Annotated in this window: 14 protein-coding genes; 5 read left to right on the top strand and 9 right to left on the bottom strand. The window is 38.0% G+C overall.

Annotated elements, in window-relative coordinates; translation table 11 throughout:
- Positions 1–17: 17 nt before the first annotated feature.
- The gene (locus CJ239_RS10720; RefSeq protein WP_102211550.1) at positions 18–2,078 is read right to left on the bottom strand and encodes a heavy metal translocating P-type ATPase; all 2,061 of its coding nucleotides are present in this window, start codon (positions 2,076–2,078) and stop codon (positions 18–20) included.
- Between the two features lies 1 nt (position 2,079).
- Positions 2,080–2,358, bottom strand: coding sequence for a DUF6110 family protein (locus CJ239_RS10715; RefSeq protein ID WP_000910910.1), 279 nt, complete (start codon positions 2,356–2,358; stop codon positions 2,080–2,082).
- Positions 2,359–2,508: 150 nt separating this feature from the next.
- Between CJ239_RS10715 and CJ239_RS10710 the strand changes: the two genes are divergently transcribed.
- Positions 2,509–3,357, top strand: coding sequence for a putative RNA methyltransferase (locus CJ239_RS10710; protein WP_102211549.1), 849 nt, complete (start codon positions 2,509–2,511; stop codon positions 3,355–3,357).
- A 340-nt stretch (positions 3,358–3,697) separates the two neighbouring features.
- On the opposite strand, the gene CJ239_RS12315 is transcribed toward CJ239_RS10710, so the two are convergent.
- From CJ239_RS12315 to malQ, 7 genes are all read right to left on the bottom strand, one after another.
- Complete coding sequence (locus CJ239_RS12315; protein WP_000265677.1) at positions 3,698–3,904, bottom strand: hypothetical protein; 207 nt, start codon at positions 3,902–3,904, stop codon at positions 3,698–3,700.
- A gap of 167 nt (positions 3,905–4,071) precedes the next feature.
- Positions 4,072–4,821: an ABC transporter permease gene (locus CJ239_RS10695; RefSeq protein WP_102211547.1), complete on the bottom strand. Its 750-nt coding sequence runs from the start codon at positions 4,819–4,821 to the stop codon at positions 4,072–4,074.
- Positions 4,814–5,638: an ABC transporter ATP-binding protein gene (locus tag CJ239_RS10690; protein ID WP_070657025.1), complete on the bottom strand. Its 825-nt coding sequence runs from the start codon at positions 5,636–5,638 to the stop codon at positions 4,814–4,816. Before CJ239_RS10690 ends, CJ239_RS10695 begins: the two co-directional genes overlap by 8 nt.
- A gap of 41 nt (positions 5,639–5,679) precedes the next feature.
- Entirely contained in the window at positions 5,680–5,901 is a 222-nt protein-coding gene (locus tag CJ239_RS10685) for a hypothetical protein (RefSeq protein WP_033679542.1), read from the bottom strand.
- 184 nt (positions 5,902–6,085) lie between these two features.
- Positions 6,086–6,988: an XRE family transcriptional regulator gene (locus CJ239_RS10680; protein ID WP_102211546.1), complete on the bottom strand. Its 903-nt coding sequence runs from the start codon at positions 6,986–6,988 to the stop codon at positions 6,086–6,088.
- 241 nt (positions 6,989–7,229) lie between these two features.
- Complete coding sequence (gene glgP, locus CJ239_RS10675; RefSeq protein ID WP_102211545.1) at positions 7,230–9,488, bottom strand: glycogen/starch/alpha-glucan family phosphorylase; 2,259 nt, start codon at positions 9,486–9,488, stop codon at positions 7,230–7,232.
- A gap of 25 nt (positions 9,489–9,513) precedes the next feature.
- Positions 9,514–11,031, bottom strand: coding sequence for a 4-alpha-glucanotransferase (malQ, locus tag CJ239_RS10670; RefSeq protein ID WP_102211544.1), 1,518 nt, complete (start codon positions 11,029–11,031; stop codon positions 9,514–9,516).
- Positions 11,032–11,496: 465 nt separating this feature from the next.
- Between malQ and CJ239_RS10665 the strand changes: the two genes are divergently transcribed.
- The 4 genes from CJ239_RS10665 to CJ239_RS10650 all read left to right on the top strand — a co-directional run bounded on the left by CJ239_RS10665 (position 11,497) and on the right by CJ239_RS10650 (position 15,952).
- Positions 11,497–12,768, top strand: a complete 1,272-nt coding sequence (locus CJ239_RS10665) for an extracellular solute-binding protein (RefSeq protein WP_102211543.1) — start codon at positions 11,497–11,499, stop codon at positions 12,766–12,768.
- 111 nt (positions 12,769–12,879) lie between these two features.
- Positions 12,880–14,172: a carbohydrate ABC transporter permease gene (locus CJ239_RS10660; protein WP_180958276.1), complete on the top strand. Its 1,293-nt coding sequence runs from the start codon at positions 12,880–12,882 to the stop codon at positions 14,170–14,172.
- 1 nt (position 14,173) lies between these two features.
- Positions 14,174–15,016 (top strand): sugar ABC transporter permease, encoded by an 843-nt coding sequence (locus CJ239_RS10655; RefSeq protein WP_042900152.1) that lies wholly within the window; start codon positions 14,174–14,176, stop codon positions 15,014–15,016.
- Positions 15,017–15,151: 135 nt separating this feature from the next.
- On the top strand, positions 15,152–15,952 hold the full coding sequence (locus CJ239_RS10650; protein WP_102211541.1) for a DUF1189 domain-containing protein: 801 nt from the start codon (positions 15,152–15,154) through the stop codon (positions 15,950–15,952).
- The last annotated feature ends 5 nt before the right edge of the window (positions 15,953–15,957 follow it).

Genomic DNA, 15,957 nt, shown 5'->3' with positions numbered 1-15,957 from the left:
CTGTGAATAGTCCCCACCTATCCCTTAATAGACAGGCTACGCAGGACTATGCGTAAGGTTGTTAGATTATGTAAGATAGAGAGGTTTGAAGGACTGAGCCAATTAAACAAGCCAAAGCCAATCAAACTACTATTTACGACGACGGTATCTTGAATATTCTTCTTGATGAGTGTTTGCAAAGATGATGATAACGAATTCAACTCTTGGAAGAAATCCAAACGATTATCTAACAATAAGATATCACTCATCTGCTTAGAAATATCTGCACTCTCATTCATCACCACACCGATATCTGATAGGGTTAGAGCCGCTGAGTCATTCAATCCATCTCCAACCATCAAAATAGTGTGACCTTCTTTCTGCAGTTCCTCTACTAACTCAAATTTCCCATCAGGTTTCAAGTCTGTATAGACCTGATCAAAGGGCAAATCTTTGACTAATTCCTCTGTTCTAACCAGAGTGTCCCCTGTTGCCAGAATCAATTTTTTCCCTTGTGCCTTAAGTTTCTCCAAGGCTGCTTTTGCTTCTTTTCTCAAAGGAGTATGAATGCAGAACATTCCAATCAATTCATTCTGATAAGCCAAGAATAAGAGATTATAGTGACTCTTGTACTCTTCAATTAAAGCATTTTGTTCTGAACTGATATGAATTTGCTCATCCTGCATCAAAACATAATTCCCAATAAGAACTGGTTGCCCATCTATATGAGATTTGATCCCCTTGCTTGCGATATATTGGAGTTTCCCATGCATTTCCTCATGTTCAATCCCCTCTATCTCAGCTTGCTTGACAATGGCATTAGCAATAGGATGATAGATGTGTTCCTCAAGACAGGCGCTGATTCTTAAGATTTCTTCCTCACTATAGTCTCCAAAAGGTAACACCTTTTCAACTATAGGATAGCTAGTTGTGATTGTCCCAGTCTTATCAAATAAGAAGGTATCTACTTCCAGATATTTCTCCAGAACATCCCCATCCTTAATCACCATTTCACGATTCAAACCCTCCTTGATAGCTGTTAAATAAGCTACAGGAGTAGAGATTTTCAAAGCGCAGGAGAAATCGACCAATAGAAAAGAAATAGCCTTAGAAAAAGAACCTGTTAATAGGTAAGTCAGACCAGCCCCCAAGAAATTATATTTGACGACCTTATCCGCCATCTTGATGAAATAGCGTTGTTTCGTTTTCTTGTTTTCTTCAGATTTCTTCATCAACTCAATCAGCTGTAAAATACGGCTGTTCATCTGATTATCGGTTACACGAATACGTAACTCTCCAGTTTCTAATACTGTATTTGCACAAACCAAATCAGACTCTCTTTTTTCAACTGGAAAACTCTCTCCTGTCAAGGAACTTTCGTTGACCATACCTAAACCTGAAACTACTTGTCCATCAAACAGAATTTCATTTCCTTGAGATAAGACCAAGACATCTCCTATTTGAACATCGGAACTCTTGATACTAACGACCGTATCGCCCTGCACTAAGAATACATCGCTCTCTTTTGCAAGAAGACTCTGTTCTAAATCCGTTGCAGTTTTTTTCAAGGACCATTGATCTAAATGATTCCCCAAATCAAGCATAAACATGATATTACTTGCCGTCTTGGATTGGTTCATAAACAAAGATAATAAAATCGCCGAACAGTCCAAGACCTCCATCGTTAGTTCCTTACGCGCTAGTGTTTGATAGGCTTCTCTAATATAGCCAAAAGCCTGATAACAAGTCCATATATAGCGAATAGGATACGGCACAAAACTACGAAAAAGTATACGCTTAATCGCTGCACCTGAAACAATAGAATAAGCACTCTCTTCTCTACGAATGGGAAGAGTCATCAACTCAGAAACTTTCCCTTTATCAATTCTTTTTAAAAAGGCTTCTGCATTATCTAATACAGAGAAGCCTTCTTTTATACGTAGAGTAAAGTGCTGTTGATCCATGTAAAACTGGATAGATTCAATCCCCTTTTCATCTCTCGCCAAGGAACGAAGATAGTCTTGAATATCCAAGGTGAGTGAAAAAGAAGATGATAATCGGATATGTTGGTATCCTCTATGTAGCACTTTAAAAGACATATTATTCTCCTATAAGGCTATCTAATTGCTCTTCTTTTTTCTCTTGCTCGTACAAATATTTGGCATCTTGCAAGACATCGTCTCCATGTTGTTTCACAACAGAAACAGATGCATCTAGCCCGTCTTTCAACTTGTAAGCCTTAGCCAAAGCTTTAGAATAACCTTTTTTAGCTTCCTTACTTGCTAAGATTTTCAAACCAAGGGTACCAAATGCAACACCACCTAAAAAGAGTGATGATTTTTTCGCAACTTTTGCAACGGTTAATACTTCTTTTAACATACTTATTTCCTCCTTATCATTATTATATAGCAATTTAGATATAAAAGCAATTTAATTTTGGTACTTTGAAAGGTAATTATACTACTATTTAATTCTATTACAAATCATCCTAAAGTTGCTTTCATTTGCCTCTTTTGATACACTTAAACTATGAATACAAACCTCAAACCCAAACTCCAACGCTTTGCTTCTGCGACTGCCTTTGCCTGTCCTATCTGTCAAGAAAATCTGACTCTGCTAGAGACTAGTTTCAAGTGCTACAACCGTCATTCTTTTGACTTGGCGAAATTCGGCTATGTCAATCTAGCTCCTCAAATCAAGCAATCTACCAACTACGACAAGGAAAATTTTCAAAACCGTCAACAAATCCTAGAAGCTGGCTTTTACCAAGCTATCTTAGAGGCCGTTTCTGATTTACTTTCAAACTCAAAAAATGCCAAAACAATTTTAGATATCGGTTGTGGCGAAGGCTTCTATTCTCGTAAACTCCAAGAAAGTCATCCTGACAAAACCTTCTATGCCTTTGATATTTCCAAAGATTCCGTCCAAATCGCTGCCAAGAGTGAACCAAACTGGGCAGTCAACTGGTTCGTTGGTGACTTGGCTCGTCTTCCTATAAAAGACGCCAGCATGGATATCTTACTTGATATCTTCTCACCTGCCAACTATGGAGAATTTCGTCGCGTTTTATCCAAAGACGGTATCTTGATCAAGGTCATCCCAACCGAAAATCACCTCAAGGAAATTCGTCAAAGGGTACAAGACCAACTGACAAACAAGGATTATTCTAACCAAGATATCAAAAATCATTTCCAAGATCACTTTACCATCCTATCTAGCCAAACGGTCTCTCTAACCAAATCTATCACAGCAGAGCAGCTCCAAGCCCTACTCAGTATGACTCCTCTCCTCTTTCACATCGACCAGAGCAAGATTGACTGGAGCCAACTGACAGAGATTACCATTGAAGCTGAGATACTTGTTGGGAAAGCATTCTGAACTAGGCCTCCCAAAAGCAGACAACTTATTAAAAATCTTTAATATTACAAAAACGCATAAGAACAGGTACTCAAAAACCTTAATCTTATGCGTTTTGTTATAGTTTCCATACATATTAAGTGGAAATATTTGAAATCAGTTCTTTTAATAGCCATTGAATACCATATAGTACATTTACCTCAAATATGATATAGGCCGTATAAGTCAAGTATTTCGATTTCTCTCGTCTCAAAGAATAGATTTTGTACAAGATAAACAAATTTAAAATAATAAATAATAGAGACAAAATCTTCATCCAAAATCAATATTAAAAGTAGCCAGTCAGGCATATACCTCATATTTATTTTCGATTCGAGATAACAAACTTATCAATAAATAGTAAGTGATATAATGCAAGTGTAATTCCAAATAAGCACCCATGATAAGAGATTTCTTGATGAGTAAGCGGAAAAAGAGTATCATTACCCATCAAAAGGCATGTTAAAATAACAAATAGAATCCAAAATAAATCCGTCCATTTATATTTTGAAAAATATTTTTTCCACATAAGAACACCTTCTTTCCTATAATCATATTATAACACTCTGTGTAAGCGAATACAAGAAATATGAGGTAATCAACTACGAAGAAACATAAGGCTGAAGACAGTAAAAACCAGCATTTTAAGCGCTGGTTTATTGTTTTAAACTAGATTTCTTACAAAGCTTACTAACACTAAGCTTTAAAAAAAGTTAGTTTTTGAAGTTGATTAATTGTTAATTTTCCAAACTGTACTCTTTTTTTATTTTTCAACCCCCAATAACTAAGGGCAAGTAATGCTATAACCCAAGCAAAAGTGATTCCCAAACTGTCAAAATTCAACTTGAAATCTGGTTTATTAAAGAAATCTACATAAACTCCTAAGAAGGTTGTATCCATAAATTTCTTGATCTCTGAGCTAACTTGAGAAAACATTGGCAAGAATGAGAGACCAAGCATTGGAATCAAACCATAAACCTGAGCCTGAGTTTGTGTCTCTGAAATAGCTCCAATCACTAAATTTAAGAGGATTGTACATAATGCTACCAGAGAAGCTACTACAAGGTATACAGGATAATCTTTTGCGAAATCCACTTCAACCATAATAGGGAAAGAAATAACTGCAGCCAAGGCAAAGATTACAGGATAAAACAACACGGAAACAAGATATTCTCCACGGCGAACTCCGCTTAAAATGAGTGTTTTAAAAATTCTTTTTTCTTTTTCCTCTGCAATAGAGTTTGAAATCATTGATCCAGAAGAAAATGAGAATGCCATTGTTAAAGAACTATACAATAGTGTTTTCCCTTGATTGCCATCTGTATTCATAAAATTTTGGAAGAGTAGAACCAGAAAGAATGGGAATACTACTTGTACCAAAATGTTTTTGTTTGTTAATAATACTTGTGTCCTCAACCAGATAAGGGCTAAAATTCTCTTAAACATCTAATTTTTCTCCTGTCAATTTAATAAAAATATCTTCTAAAGTTGGTTCACATGAGTGAATCGTCATCATTTTTTTATAATCTTCTTGCTGCAAGTCTTCAAAGCGCACTACCTTTTTAGTAGAATCACTATAAGTTACTGCAACTTTTTTTTCCGTGTTGTATTTTTGGATAATTTCGCTTGGGCTTCCTTGTTCAATAAGATCACCTTTATTCAAAAGAGCTAGGTTATCACATAATAAAGTCGCCTCATTCATATCATGAGTAGTTAAGAAAATGGTTGTTCCTCTTTCCTTTAACTCCTGTAGTAATTTGTGAATCTTCTTTGAGGTGGTGGGATCTAACCCACTTGTAGGTTCGTCTAAAAATAGAACTTTAGGGTAATTGATTAAAGCACGAGCTAAAAGCATTCGTTGACGCATTCCTGTAGAAAGTTTCTCAGCTGGAGTGTCTTTACTATCATACAGACCAACTTGTTTTAGAATTTCTTCAATTCGAGATTTTGAAACTCCGTATAGTCTTGCAAATAGCAACAAGTTATTGTACAAACTTAATTTTTCGTAATAACCACTTGTGTCACCTACTAAACCTAATTCTTCAAAATCTGACGGAAGTAATTTTTGAGAATCTTTCCCTAATAATTCTGTCTTTCCGCTGTTAGCCTGTAGCTGTCCTGTCAGAATATTGATCATTGTTGTCTTCCCTGAACCAGATGGACCTAGGAATCCAAAAATTTCTCCTTCGTTTATTGAAAAACTAATTTGATTTAAAGCAATATTATCTCCAAATCGCTTTGTAACTCTTTCTACCTTAATCATTGTATTACCTCTTTCTAATTTTAATTTCTATTTTAGAAACTTCACTCACTCCCATCGGTTATGTCAACAACTCTAATTCTAGGCTTTAAGTTAGAGTCCATTTTGATTTCTCTCATTTCATTTGGAAGTAAGAGAACTAATTTTAGTAGCTTCTCATCAAGTGTTACTTTACATAGGCGTCTGCTATCTAGACTATTTTTGATAATCAGATAGTCCTTCTTGACAAACTTTTCATCCATATAATAGTCAATTGTTTTTACCATATTTTCCTCCCGCCTGCTAATCTACATCCCTTTTAAATAGTAATGTTTCTAGCACTGCGCTCTTCTTAACTTATTTACAATAACAGTATATCCCTTATAAGAGTAAAAAAACAGGACATTTATGTCTACTGACATTTATGTCCTGTTGTTTCAGTTATTGAAAATAATATCTATTATGTACAAATCAAATGTTTGGGAAGTCTAGATTTTTTTCCTCTAAAACTTGGTTTTTAAATAAATTATCATTTAAAAACTCTGCTCCCATAATAGCTTTGTCGTAATACTGTAGGGCTTTTTCTTCATTTCCTTTACCATAGAGGTAATACTTTGCTTCTAAATAATCAACTGTGGGTTTTAAACTAGTGTCTCCTATTTCAATCATAATTTCTCTTAACATACTCAATATTTCAGGAATAAATTCATGATAATCAATATCGATTTGATAAAGAACTAATCCTATAAGTACCCTTTGCAATAGATGAGTATAACTGGCATCTTCGTAATTTGTTTGAGATACAATATTTAGACAAACTTTGTTTAAAGTTACTTCATCTCGTTCTGCTTTAACCGCTAAAGATAAGAAATACAAGTACAATAGTAGTAGATCATTTGTCGAATATTCTGTTCGCAGCATTGTTTGTTCAAAATATTCCTCAATTAAACCTTCTCCAAATTCGGCATTTTCAGAAACATATACATCATCAATAGCTTGTAGAACCTCAACTGCTATTTGTTCATCCTCAGGGAGTTGGTCATAAAAACGTTCCTGAATATCTTCAAAGATAGCCTCACGCTGGCGAATTTTTTCTTCATCTCCATGAATAGATTGACGAATCAATTTCGTTTTTAGTTTTAAATACTCTTTAGGAACAATTAGTAAGCCTTCATCAATTAACTGAGACATCGGAACCCCTAACACTTCAGCTATATAGTCCAGTTTCGCTAAACTGGGCAAATTATTTCCAGTTTCAATTCGGCCCAACTGACGAACAGTAAGTTCTTTTTCATCTCCACAAAAGGCTTCCCTACTCAATCCTTTTTCAGTTCGTAAGGTGCGAATCCGTTTCCCTATTTCCAAATTACTCATAATAAGCCTCTTTAAATTCTAATTTGATATCCAAATAACCAATTGTATACGTTCTCATTTTAACACACTTTCTTACAATTTTCAGAAAAAATAATGATAAGGAATAGTTTTAAGCAACTATCTTATATAATTGCCCCATTTCAATAAAGTATCTGAGGTCTATTTCCACTCAAGTAATCAAAAAAGCGAATTTCAATCGAAACTCGCTTTTTTACAAAATGTATTAGTATGAATTTGTATCTTAGTTCAAGTGCCAAATATCTTCGTTGTACTGAGCGATTGTACGGTCAGATGAGAAGAATCCTGCTTTAGAAATGTTAACGATAACTTTATCCAACCATGCGTCACGGTCTTCGTAGTCAGCCAACATTTGTTCTTTCACTTTGATGTAATCTTCTAAGTCAAGAAGAGTCATGAACCAGTCTTTGTTGATCAATTCATTGTAAAGACGTTCCAAGCGCTCTTTGTTTCCAGCTGCAAGAACTGCATCGCTAACGATGAAGTCAACCAATGGTTTGATAGCTTCACGAGCGTAGAATTCGCTTGATTTGTAAGCTGCTTTTGCGTAAAGGTCGATAACAGTTTCTGAATCTTCACCAAAGATGTAGATATTTTCGTCTCCAACCAACTCAGCGATTTCCACGTTAGCACCGTCCATAGTACCAAGAGTCAAAGCTCCGTTCAACATGAATTTCATGTTACCAGTACCTGAAGCTTCTTTAGAAGCAAGTGAGATTTGTTCTGAGATATCACATGCTGGGATAAGGAAGCTTGCTGCAGTAACGTTGTAGTTTTCAACCATAACGACTTGCAAGTGTGGAGCTACTGCTGGATCGTTAGCAATAACTTCTGACATGCAAAGGATCAAGTGGATGATGTCTTGAGCGATTGTGTAGGCTGGAGCTGCCTTACCACCAAAGAAGATTGTGATTGGGCGAGCAGGGATGTTACCAGCTTTAATGTCAAGGTATTTGTGGATCACGTACAAAGCGTTCATTTGTTGGCGTTTGTACTCGTGAAGACGTTTGATTTGGATATCAAAGATAGAGTTTGGATTGATTTCCACACCTTGGTGTTCTTTCAAGTGACGAGCCAATTTACGTTTGTTGTGAGCCTTGATATATTCAAGTTTAGCTTTAAGGGCCGCTTTATCTTCGAATGACAAAAGTTTTTCAAGCTCATCAGCTTCATGGTGCCAACCACGTCCAATAATCTCATCCAAATAGTGAGACAAGCTTGGGTTAGCATGCATGAGCCAACGACGGAAAGTGATACCGTTTGTTTTGTTGTTGAATTTTTCTGGGTAAAGGTCGTAGAAGGCTTTCAACTCAGAGTTCTTCAAGATTTCAGTATGGAGTGCTGCTACCCCGTTAACACTGTATCCGTAGTGGATATCCATGTGAGCCATGTGAACACGTCCGCTCTCATCGATAATTTGAACAGCTGGATCTTTCACTTCTGCTTTCACACGACGATCCAATTCTTCGATGATTGGTACCAAGTGAGGAACTACTTCTTGCAAGAATTCAAGAGGCCATTTTTCAAGGGCTTCAGCAAGGATTGTGTGGTTAGTGTAGGCAGTCATGCTACGAACGATTGAGATTGCTTCGTCAAGTTCGATACCACGAGCAGTCAAAAGACGGATCAATTCAGGGATAACCATTGATGGGTGAGTATCGTTGATTTGTACAACTGCGTAGTCAGCAAGGTCATGCAAGTTGCTTCCTTTTTCGATTGCTTCTTCGATAATCAATTGCGCACCGTTTGAAACCATGAAGTATTGTTGGAAGATACGGAGCAATTCACCTTGACGGTCACTATCATCTGGGTAAAGGAAGAGAGTCAAGTTGTGAGCGATGTCTGTCTTATCAAAGTTGATACCATCTTTAATGATTGAAGAATCAACTGAATCCAAGTCAAACAAACGTAAGCGGTTCTTCGTTTCTGTCTTGTAACCAGGTACATCGATATCGTAAAGAGTAGATGTCAATGTGAAGTGAGCAAATGGTACTTGGTAGCTACGGCTTGAGCGAACCAACCAGTTTTGCTCTGTCAACCATGCATTTGGAATTGTTTCTTGTTGGTTGTTTTTAAGAACTTGTTGGAAAAGACCGTAGTGGTAGTTAAGACCAACACCGTCACCGTTCAAACCAAGAGTCGCAATTGAGTCGATAAAGCAGGCAGCCAAACGTCCCAAACCACCATTACCAAGAGATGGTTCCAATTCAACTTCTTCAACTTCGATCAAGTCTTTACCTGCAACTGCAAGTTCTTTTTTGACATCGTCGTAAAGACCAAGGTTAATCAAGTTGTTTGACAAGAGTTTACCAATCAAGAACTCAGCTGAGATGTAGTAAACTTTTTTCTTACCAGTGTTAACTGGTTTTTTGCTGCTTGCAAGCTTGCTGTAGTTAAGAAGAGCAAGGTAAAGCTCTTCATTGCTACATTCTGCAATGGTTTTATTGTAACGATTTTGTACAAATTCTTGTAGTGATAACATGTTTAAGGTGTCTCCTGATATTGTATTATTTCTTTAATTCTACCAAATTTTCATTGATTCGGCGATAAATTGTCGTCAAGTCAAGCAAAGTTTCTTCGACAGCTGGTGTCAATTGATCTTCAGTCATACGCCAAGACCAGTTTCCACCAAGGGTAGATGGGAAGTTCATACGAGCTGCCTCATCCAATTCTAGCAAATCTTGCATAGTTGCAATTGCCATGAAGCTAACTGATGAAAAGACTGTACGAAGCATAGCATGTGGCACTGTTTCGTATTCTTTACGGTTCGTGTAACGAGCCATATACTCACGAGTCGCATCATCGATCTCGTTACGGTACCAACCAAGGACCGTATTGTTATCGTGAGTTCCTGTGTACATAACTGAGTTAGCAGGTGCCAAGTGTGGGCTATCGATGCTTTCGTCTTCTGGGTTGAAGGCAAATTGAAGAATTTTCATTCCTGGGAAGCCAGTACGTTCACGCAACTCGATAACTTCATCAGTCATGAAGCCAAGGTCTTCTGCGATGATGTTTAGCTCACCAAGTTCTTCCTTAACGGCTGCAAAAAGCTTGTAGCCAGGACCTTTGACCCACTCACCAGGTGCTGCTGTATCAGAACCAGCAGGAATTTCCCAGTAAGATTCGAAACCACGGAAATGGTCGATACGAACGATATCATAGATTTTGAAGCTTTCACGCAAGCGTTCAATCCACCATTTGTAACCATCTTTGTCCATTGCTTCCCAGTCATAGATTGGGTTACCCCAAAGTTGACCAGTTGCAGAAAATTCATCTGGTGGGCAGCCTGCGATGCAAGTCGCCTTACCGTTGATATCTGTCTTGAAGAGATGTGGATTTGCCCACATATCGCTTGAATCTTCCGCTACGTAGATTGGCATGTCCCCAACGATTTCGATGTGGTTGTCGTTAGCGTAGGCTTTCAATTTCAACCATTGTTGGAAGAAGAAGTATTGAGTCACACGGTGGTAAACCAATTTATCTGCCAATTGCTCACGGTAGCTTTCAAGTGCTGAAGCTTTACGAGCACGAGCATCCGCATCTGGCCATTCAGTCCAAGCAAGATTGTCAAAATGCTCTTTGATAGCCATATACTCTGCAAAGAGTTCAAGCCATGATTGGTTGTCTTGAGCAAATTTCTCAAAATCTTTAACATCTCCGACTTCAAAGAAACGTTTTACCGCTTTTTCTAAAAGAGGACGACGTGCGTAGTAGATTTTAGCATAATCAACTTCAGACGCATCGCTACCAAAGTCAACCCCTTCAAGGTCACTTGCTTGCAACAATCCTTGCTCTACCAAGATATCCAAATCGATAAAATGAGTATTTCCTGCGAAGGCTGAGAAAGACTGGTAAGGAGAATCTCCGTAACTAGTTGTTCCTAGTGGAAGGATTTGCCAGTAACGTTGTTTTGTGCGAACCAAGAAATCAACGAAGTCGTAAGCACTTTTACCAAATGATCCGATTCCGTATGCTCCTGGAAGAGAAGAAATGTGCATTAACACACCACTTTGACGTTTTTTCATAATAAGCACCTCATGTGTTTATAGTTCTTGTTTCATTTTTACGAACGCAAACGTTTGCGCTATTATTAGTATATCTCATTTTTTTGATAAATGCAAGCGGTTTTAAAAAACTTTTTTGATTATTTTTTTAAAAGTTTTTCTTCATACTTGTATATATATTCTTTATAAAAAAATAAAACCTTATAGAAAACTTCTCTTATTCCATCTAGAAAAACATTGAGCCTATTTCCTACATCTAGAGCGAGCAATCGTTTTCTCTCTATTTGATTTATTCATAGGGGAAAACATTTTATAATCTTTCTTCTATTATATGGCGTTTAAGCGTTTACTTTTCTATAAAATTTTTTAAGATTTTTTCAAAAAAATGCTTGCAACCGTTTTCTGTTTGTGTTATACTAGTGCCATAAAGGAAAACGTTTGCGTTTCCTCATTATAAAATTTGTTATTCTTTAGGAGGAATACACTATGTCATCTAAATTCATGAAGAGCGCTGCTGTGCTTGGAACTGTTACACTTGCTAGCTTGCTTTTGGTAGCTTGTGGAAGCAAACCTGCTGAAAAAGCTGCTGATGCTGGTTCATCTGCAGGGAAAGAAATCACTCTTTACGTTGAAGACCAATACAAAGCTTTCGCTGAAACAGTTGCTAAAGCTTACGAAAAAGAGTCAGGAACAAAAGTTAACATCAAATCTGGTGACCAACTTGGTGGTCTTGACAAACTTTCTCTTGACAACCAATCAGGTCAAGCTGCTGACGTTATGATGGCACCATACGACCGTGTAGGTAGCCTTGGTACTGACGGACAACTTTCAGAAGTTAAATTGAGCGACGGCGCTAAAACAGATGATAAAACTAAATCTCTTGTAACAGCTGCTGACGGTAAAGTTTACGGTGCTCCTGCCGTTATCGAGTCACTTGTTATGTACTACAACAAAGACTTGGTAAAAGAAGCTCCAAAAACTTTTGCTGACTTAGAAAACCTTGCTAAAGATAGCAAATACGCATTCGCTGGAGAAGATGGAAAAACTTCTGCTTTCCTAGCTGACTGGACAAACTTCTACTTTGCATACGGACTTCTTGCTGGTAACGGTGCTTACGTATTCGGACAAAACGGTAAAGACGCTAAAGACATCGGTCTTGCAAACGACGGTTCTATCGCAGGTATCAACTACGCTAAATCTTGGTATGAAAAATGGCCTAAAGGTATGCAAGATGGTACAGCTGCTGGAAACTTAATCCAAACTCAATTCCAAGAAGGTAAAACAGCTGCTATCATTGATGGACCTTGGAAAGCTCAAGCCTTCAAAGATGCTAAAGTAAACTACGGTGTTGCTACTATCCCAACTCTTCCAAACGGAAAAGATTACGCAGCATTCGGTGGTGGTAAAGCTTGGATCATCCCATCAAGCACTAAGAACCTTGAAGGCGCACAAAAATTTGTAGACTTCCTTGTTTCAACTGAACAACAAAAAGCCTTCTACGATAAAACTAACGAAATCCCAGCTAACACTGAAGCTCGTTCATACGCTGAAGGTAAAAACGATGAGTTGACAACAGCTGTTATCAAACAGTTCAAGAACGCTCAACCAATGCCAAACATCTCTCAAATGTCTGCAGTTTGGGAACCAGCTGCTAATATGCTCTTTGACTCTGTAAGCGGTAAGAAAGATGCTAAAACAGCTGCTAACGATGCTGTAACATTGATCAAAGAAACAATCAAACAAAAATTTGGTGAATAAAAAATTTGTTCAAGGGGGGTGGAATTCAAATCCCCCTTTGAATTTATCAATAGAAAAACATATATAGTTTGGTTTTTAATTAGAAACTAGTATCCTATGAAAGGAGTTATTATGGAAAAGCAACAACCTAGTAAAGCAGCCCTGCTGTCTATCATTCCTGGGTTAGGACAGATTTACAATAAACAAAAAGCCAAAGGTTTTATCTTCCTTGGTGTAACCCTTGTTTTTGTCCTTTATTTCCTAGCACTTGCAGCCCCTGAATTAAGCAATCTCATCACTCTTGGTGACAAGCCAGGTCGTGATAATTCCCTCTTTATGCTGATTCGTGGTGCCTTCCATTTAATCTTTGTAGTCGTTTATGTGCTCTTTTATTTCTCAAATATTAAAGATGCACATACAATCGCAAAACGTATTAACAATGGAATTCCAGTACCACTTACGCTAAAAGATATGATCAAAGGAATCTATGAAAATGGCTTCCCTTACCTCTTGATCATTCCATCTTATATTGCCATGACTTTTGCGATTATCTTCCCAGTTATCGTAACCTTGATGATTGCCTTTACCAACTATGACTTCCAACACTTGCCACCAAACAAATTGTTGGACTGGGTTGGTTTAACCAACTTTACGAACATCTGGAGTTTGAGTACCTTCCGTTCTGCCTTTGGTGCCGTTCTTTCTTGGACCATCATCTGGGCTTTGGCTGCCTCAACTTTACAGATCGTCATCGGTATCTTCACAGCTATCGTTGCTAACCAACCATTTATCAAAGGAAAACGTATCTTTGGTGTTATTTTCCTTCTTCCTTGGGCTGTCCCAGCCTTCATCACTATCTTGACATTCTCAAACATGTTTAACGATAGTGTCGGAGCTATCAACACTCAAGTATTGCCAATCTTGGCTAAATTCCTTCCTTTCCTTGATGGGGCTCTTATTCCTTGGAAAACAGACCCAACTTGGACTAAAATTGCCTTGATTATGATGCAAGGTTGGCTTGGATTCCCATACATCTACGTTTTGACTTTGGGTATCTTGCAATCTATTCCTAACGACCTTTACGAAGCAGCTTATATTGACGGTGCCAATGCTTGGCAAAAATTCCGCAACATCACTTTCCCAATGATCTTGGCTGTTGCGGCACCTACTTTGATCAGCCAATACACCTTCAACTTTAACAACTTCTCTATCATGTACCTCTTCAACGCTGGAGGACCTGGTAGTGTCGGTGGTGGAGCTGGTTCAACCGATATCTTGATCTCATGGATTTACCGTTTGACAACAGGTACATCTCCTCAGTACTCAATGGCGGCAGCTGTTACCTTGATTATCTCTATCATTGTCATCTCAATCTCTATGATCGCATTCAAGAAACTACACGCATTTGATATGGAGGACGTCTAAGATGAATAACTCGATCAAACTCAAACGTAGACTGACTCAAACCCTTACTTACCTTTACCTGATTGGTCTCTCAATCGTGATTATCTATCCACTGTTGATTACCATCATGTCAGCCTTCAAGACTGGTAACGTAGTAGCCTTTAAACTAGACAGCAACGTCGACTTTAGTTTTGCCAACTTCCAAGGTCTCTTCTCTGAAACCTTATACGGTACTTGGTACCTCAACACTTTGATTATCGCCTTGATTACCATGGCTGTTCAAACAAGTATCATCGTACTTGCTGGTTATGCTTACAGCCGTTACAACTTCTTGGCTCGTAAACAAAGTTTGGTCTTCTTCTTGATTATCCAAATGGTACCAACCATGGCCGCTTTGACAGCCTTCTTCGTTATGGCACTTATGTTGAACGCCCTTAACCACAGCTGGTTCCTCATCTTCCTCTACGTTGGTGGTGGTATCCCGATGAATGCTTGGTTGATGAAAGGTTACTTCGATACAGTCCCAATGTCTCTAGACGAATCTGCAAAACTAGACGGTGCAGGACACTTCCGCCGCTTCTGGCAAATTGTTCTCCCACTTGTGCGCCCAATGATTGCTGTGCAAGCTCTCTGGGCCTTCATGGGACCTTTCGGAGACTATATCCTCTCTAGTTTCTTGCTTCGTGAGAAAGAATACTTTACTGTTGCCGTTGGTCTCCAAACCTTCGTTAACAATGTGAAAAACATGAAGATTGCCTACTTCTCAGCAGGTGCTATCCTCATTGCCCTTCCAATCTGTATTCTCTTCTTCTTCCTACAAAAGAACTTTGTTTCAGGACTTACAAGTGGTGGCGACAAGGGATAATCTATCCCTGCCACCCTTTTCTTATTGTTACAAAATATATACTAACAACAAGCAATTTACCCCCTAGACTTGAAATAAAGCACATTTCTCTATATAATAATACTCATATAGAAAACACCTTTTAGAAAGATACAAATGCTTCCATATCCATTTTCATATTTTTCAAGTATTTGGGGATTTCGTAAGCCCCTGTCCAAACGTTTCGGGCTCAACTGGTTTCAACTACTCTTTACCAGTATCTTCCTTATCAGCTTGTCTATGGTGCCCATTGCCATCCAAAACAGCTCACAAGAGACTTATCCACTAGAAACTTTTATCGATAATGTCTATGAACCTCTGACAGATGAAGTTGTCCAGGATCTCTCTGAACACGCTACAATTGTTGATGGCAATTTAACTTATACAGGCACAGCTAGTCAAACGCCTTCTATTGTGATCGGTCCAAGTCAAAGCAAGGAATTACCTAAGGACTTGCAACTGCATTTCGATACGAATGAGCTCATCATCAGCAAGGAAAGTAAAGAACTGACCCGCATCTCTTACCGAGTGATTGAGACTGAGAGTTTCAAAAGCAAAGACAGCTTGACCCAAGCAATTTCGAAAGACTGGTACCAGCAGAATCGTGTCTATATCAGTCTCTTCCTAGTTCTCGGTGCTAGCTTCCTCTTTGGTTTGAATTTCTTCATTGTCTCTCTAGGAGCTAGTCTTCTCCTTTATATCACTAAGAAATCACGCCTCTTTTCATTTAGAACCTTTAAAGAGTGCTACCATTTTATATTAAACTGTTTAGGATTACCAACTCTGATTACCCTTGTTTTAGGATTATTGGGTCAAAATATGTCAACCCTTATCACTGTACAAAACATTCTTTTTGTTCTATATCTGGTCACTATTTTTTATAAAACACATTTCCGTGATCCAGATTACCATAAATAGGAGAT

The sequence above is a fragment of the Streptococcus sp. UMB0029 genome, assembly GCF_002871495.1.
Taxonomy (GTDB): Bacteria; Bacillota; Bacilli; order Lactobacillales; family Streptococcaceae; genus Streptococcus.
This window is presented reverse-complemented; position numbering and strand designations above follow the sequence as displayed.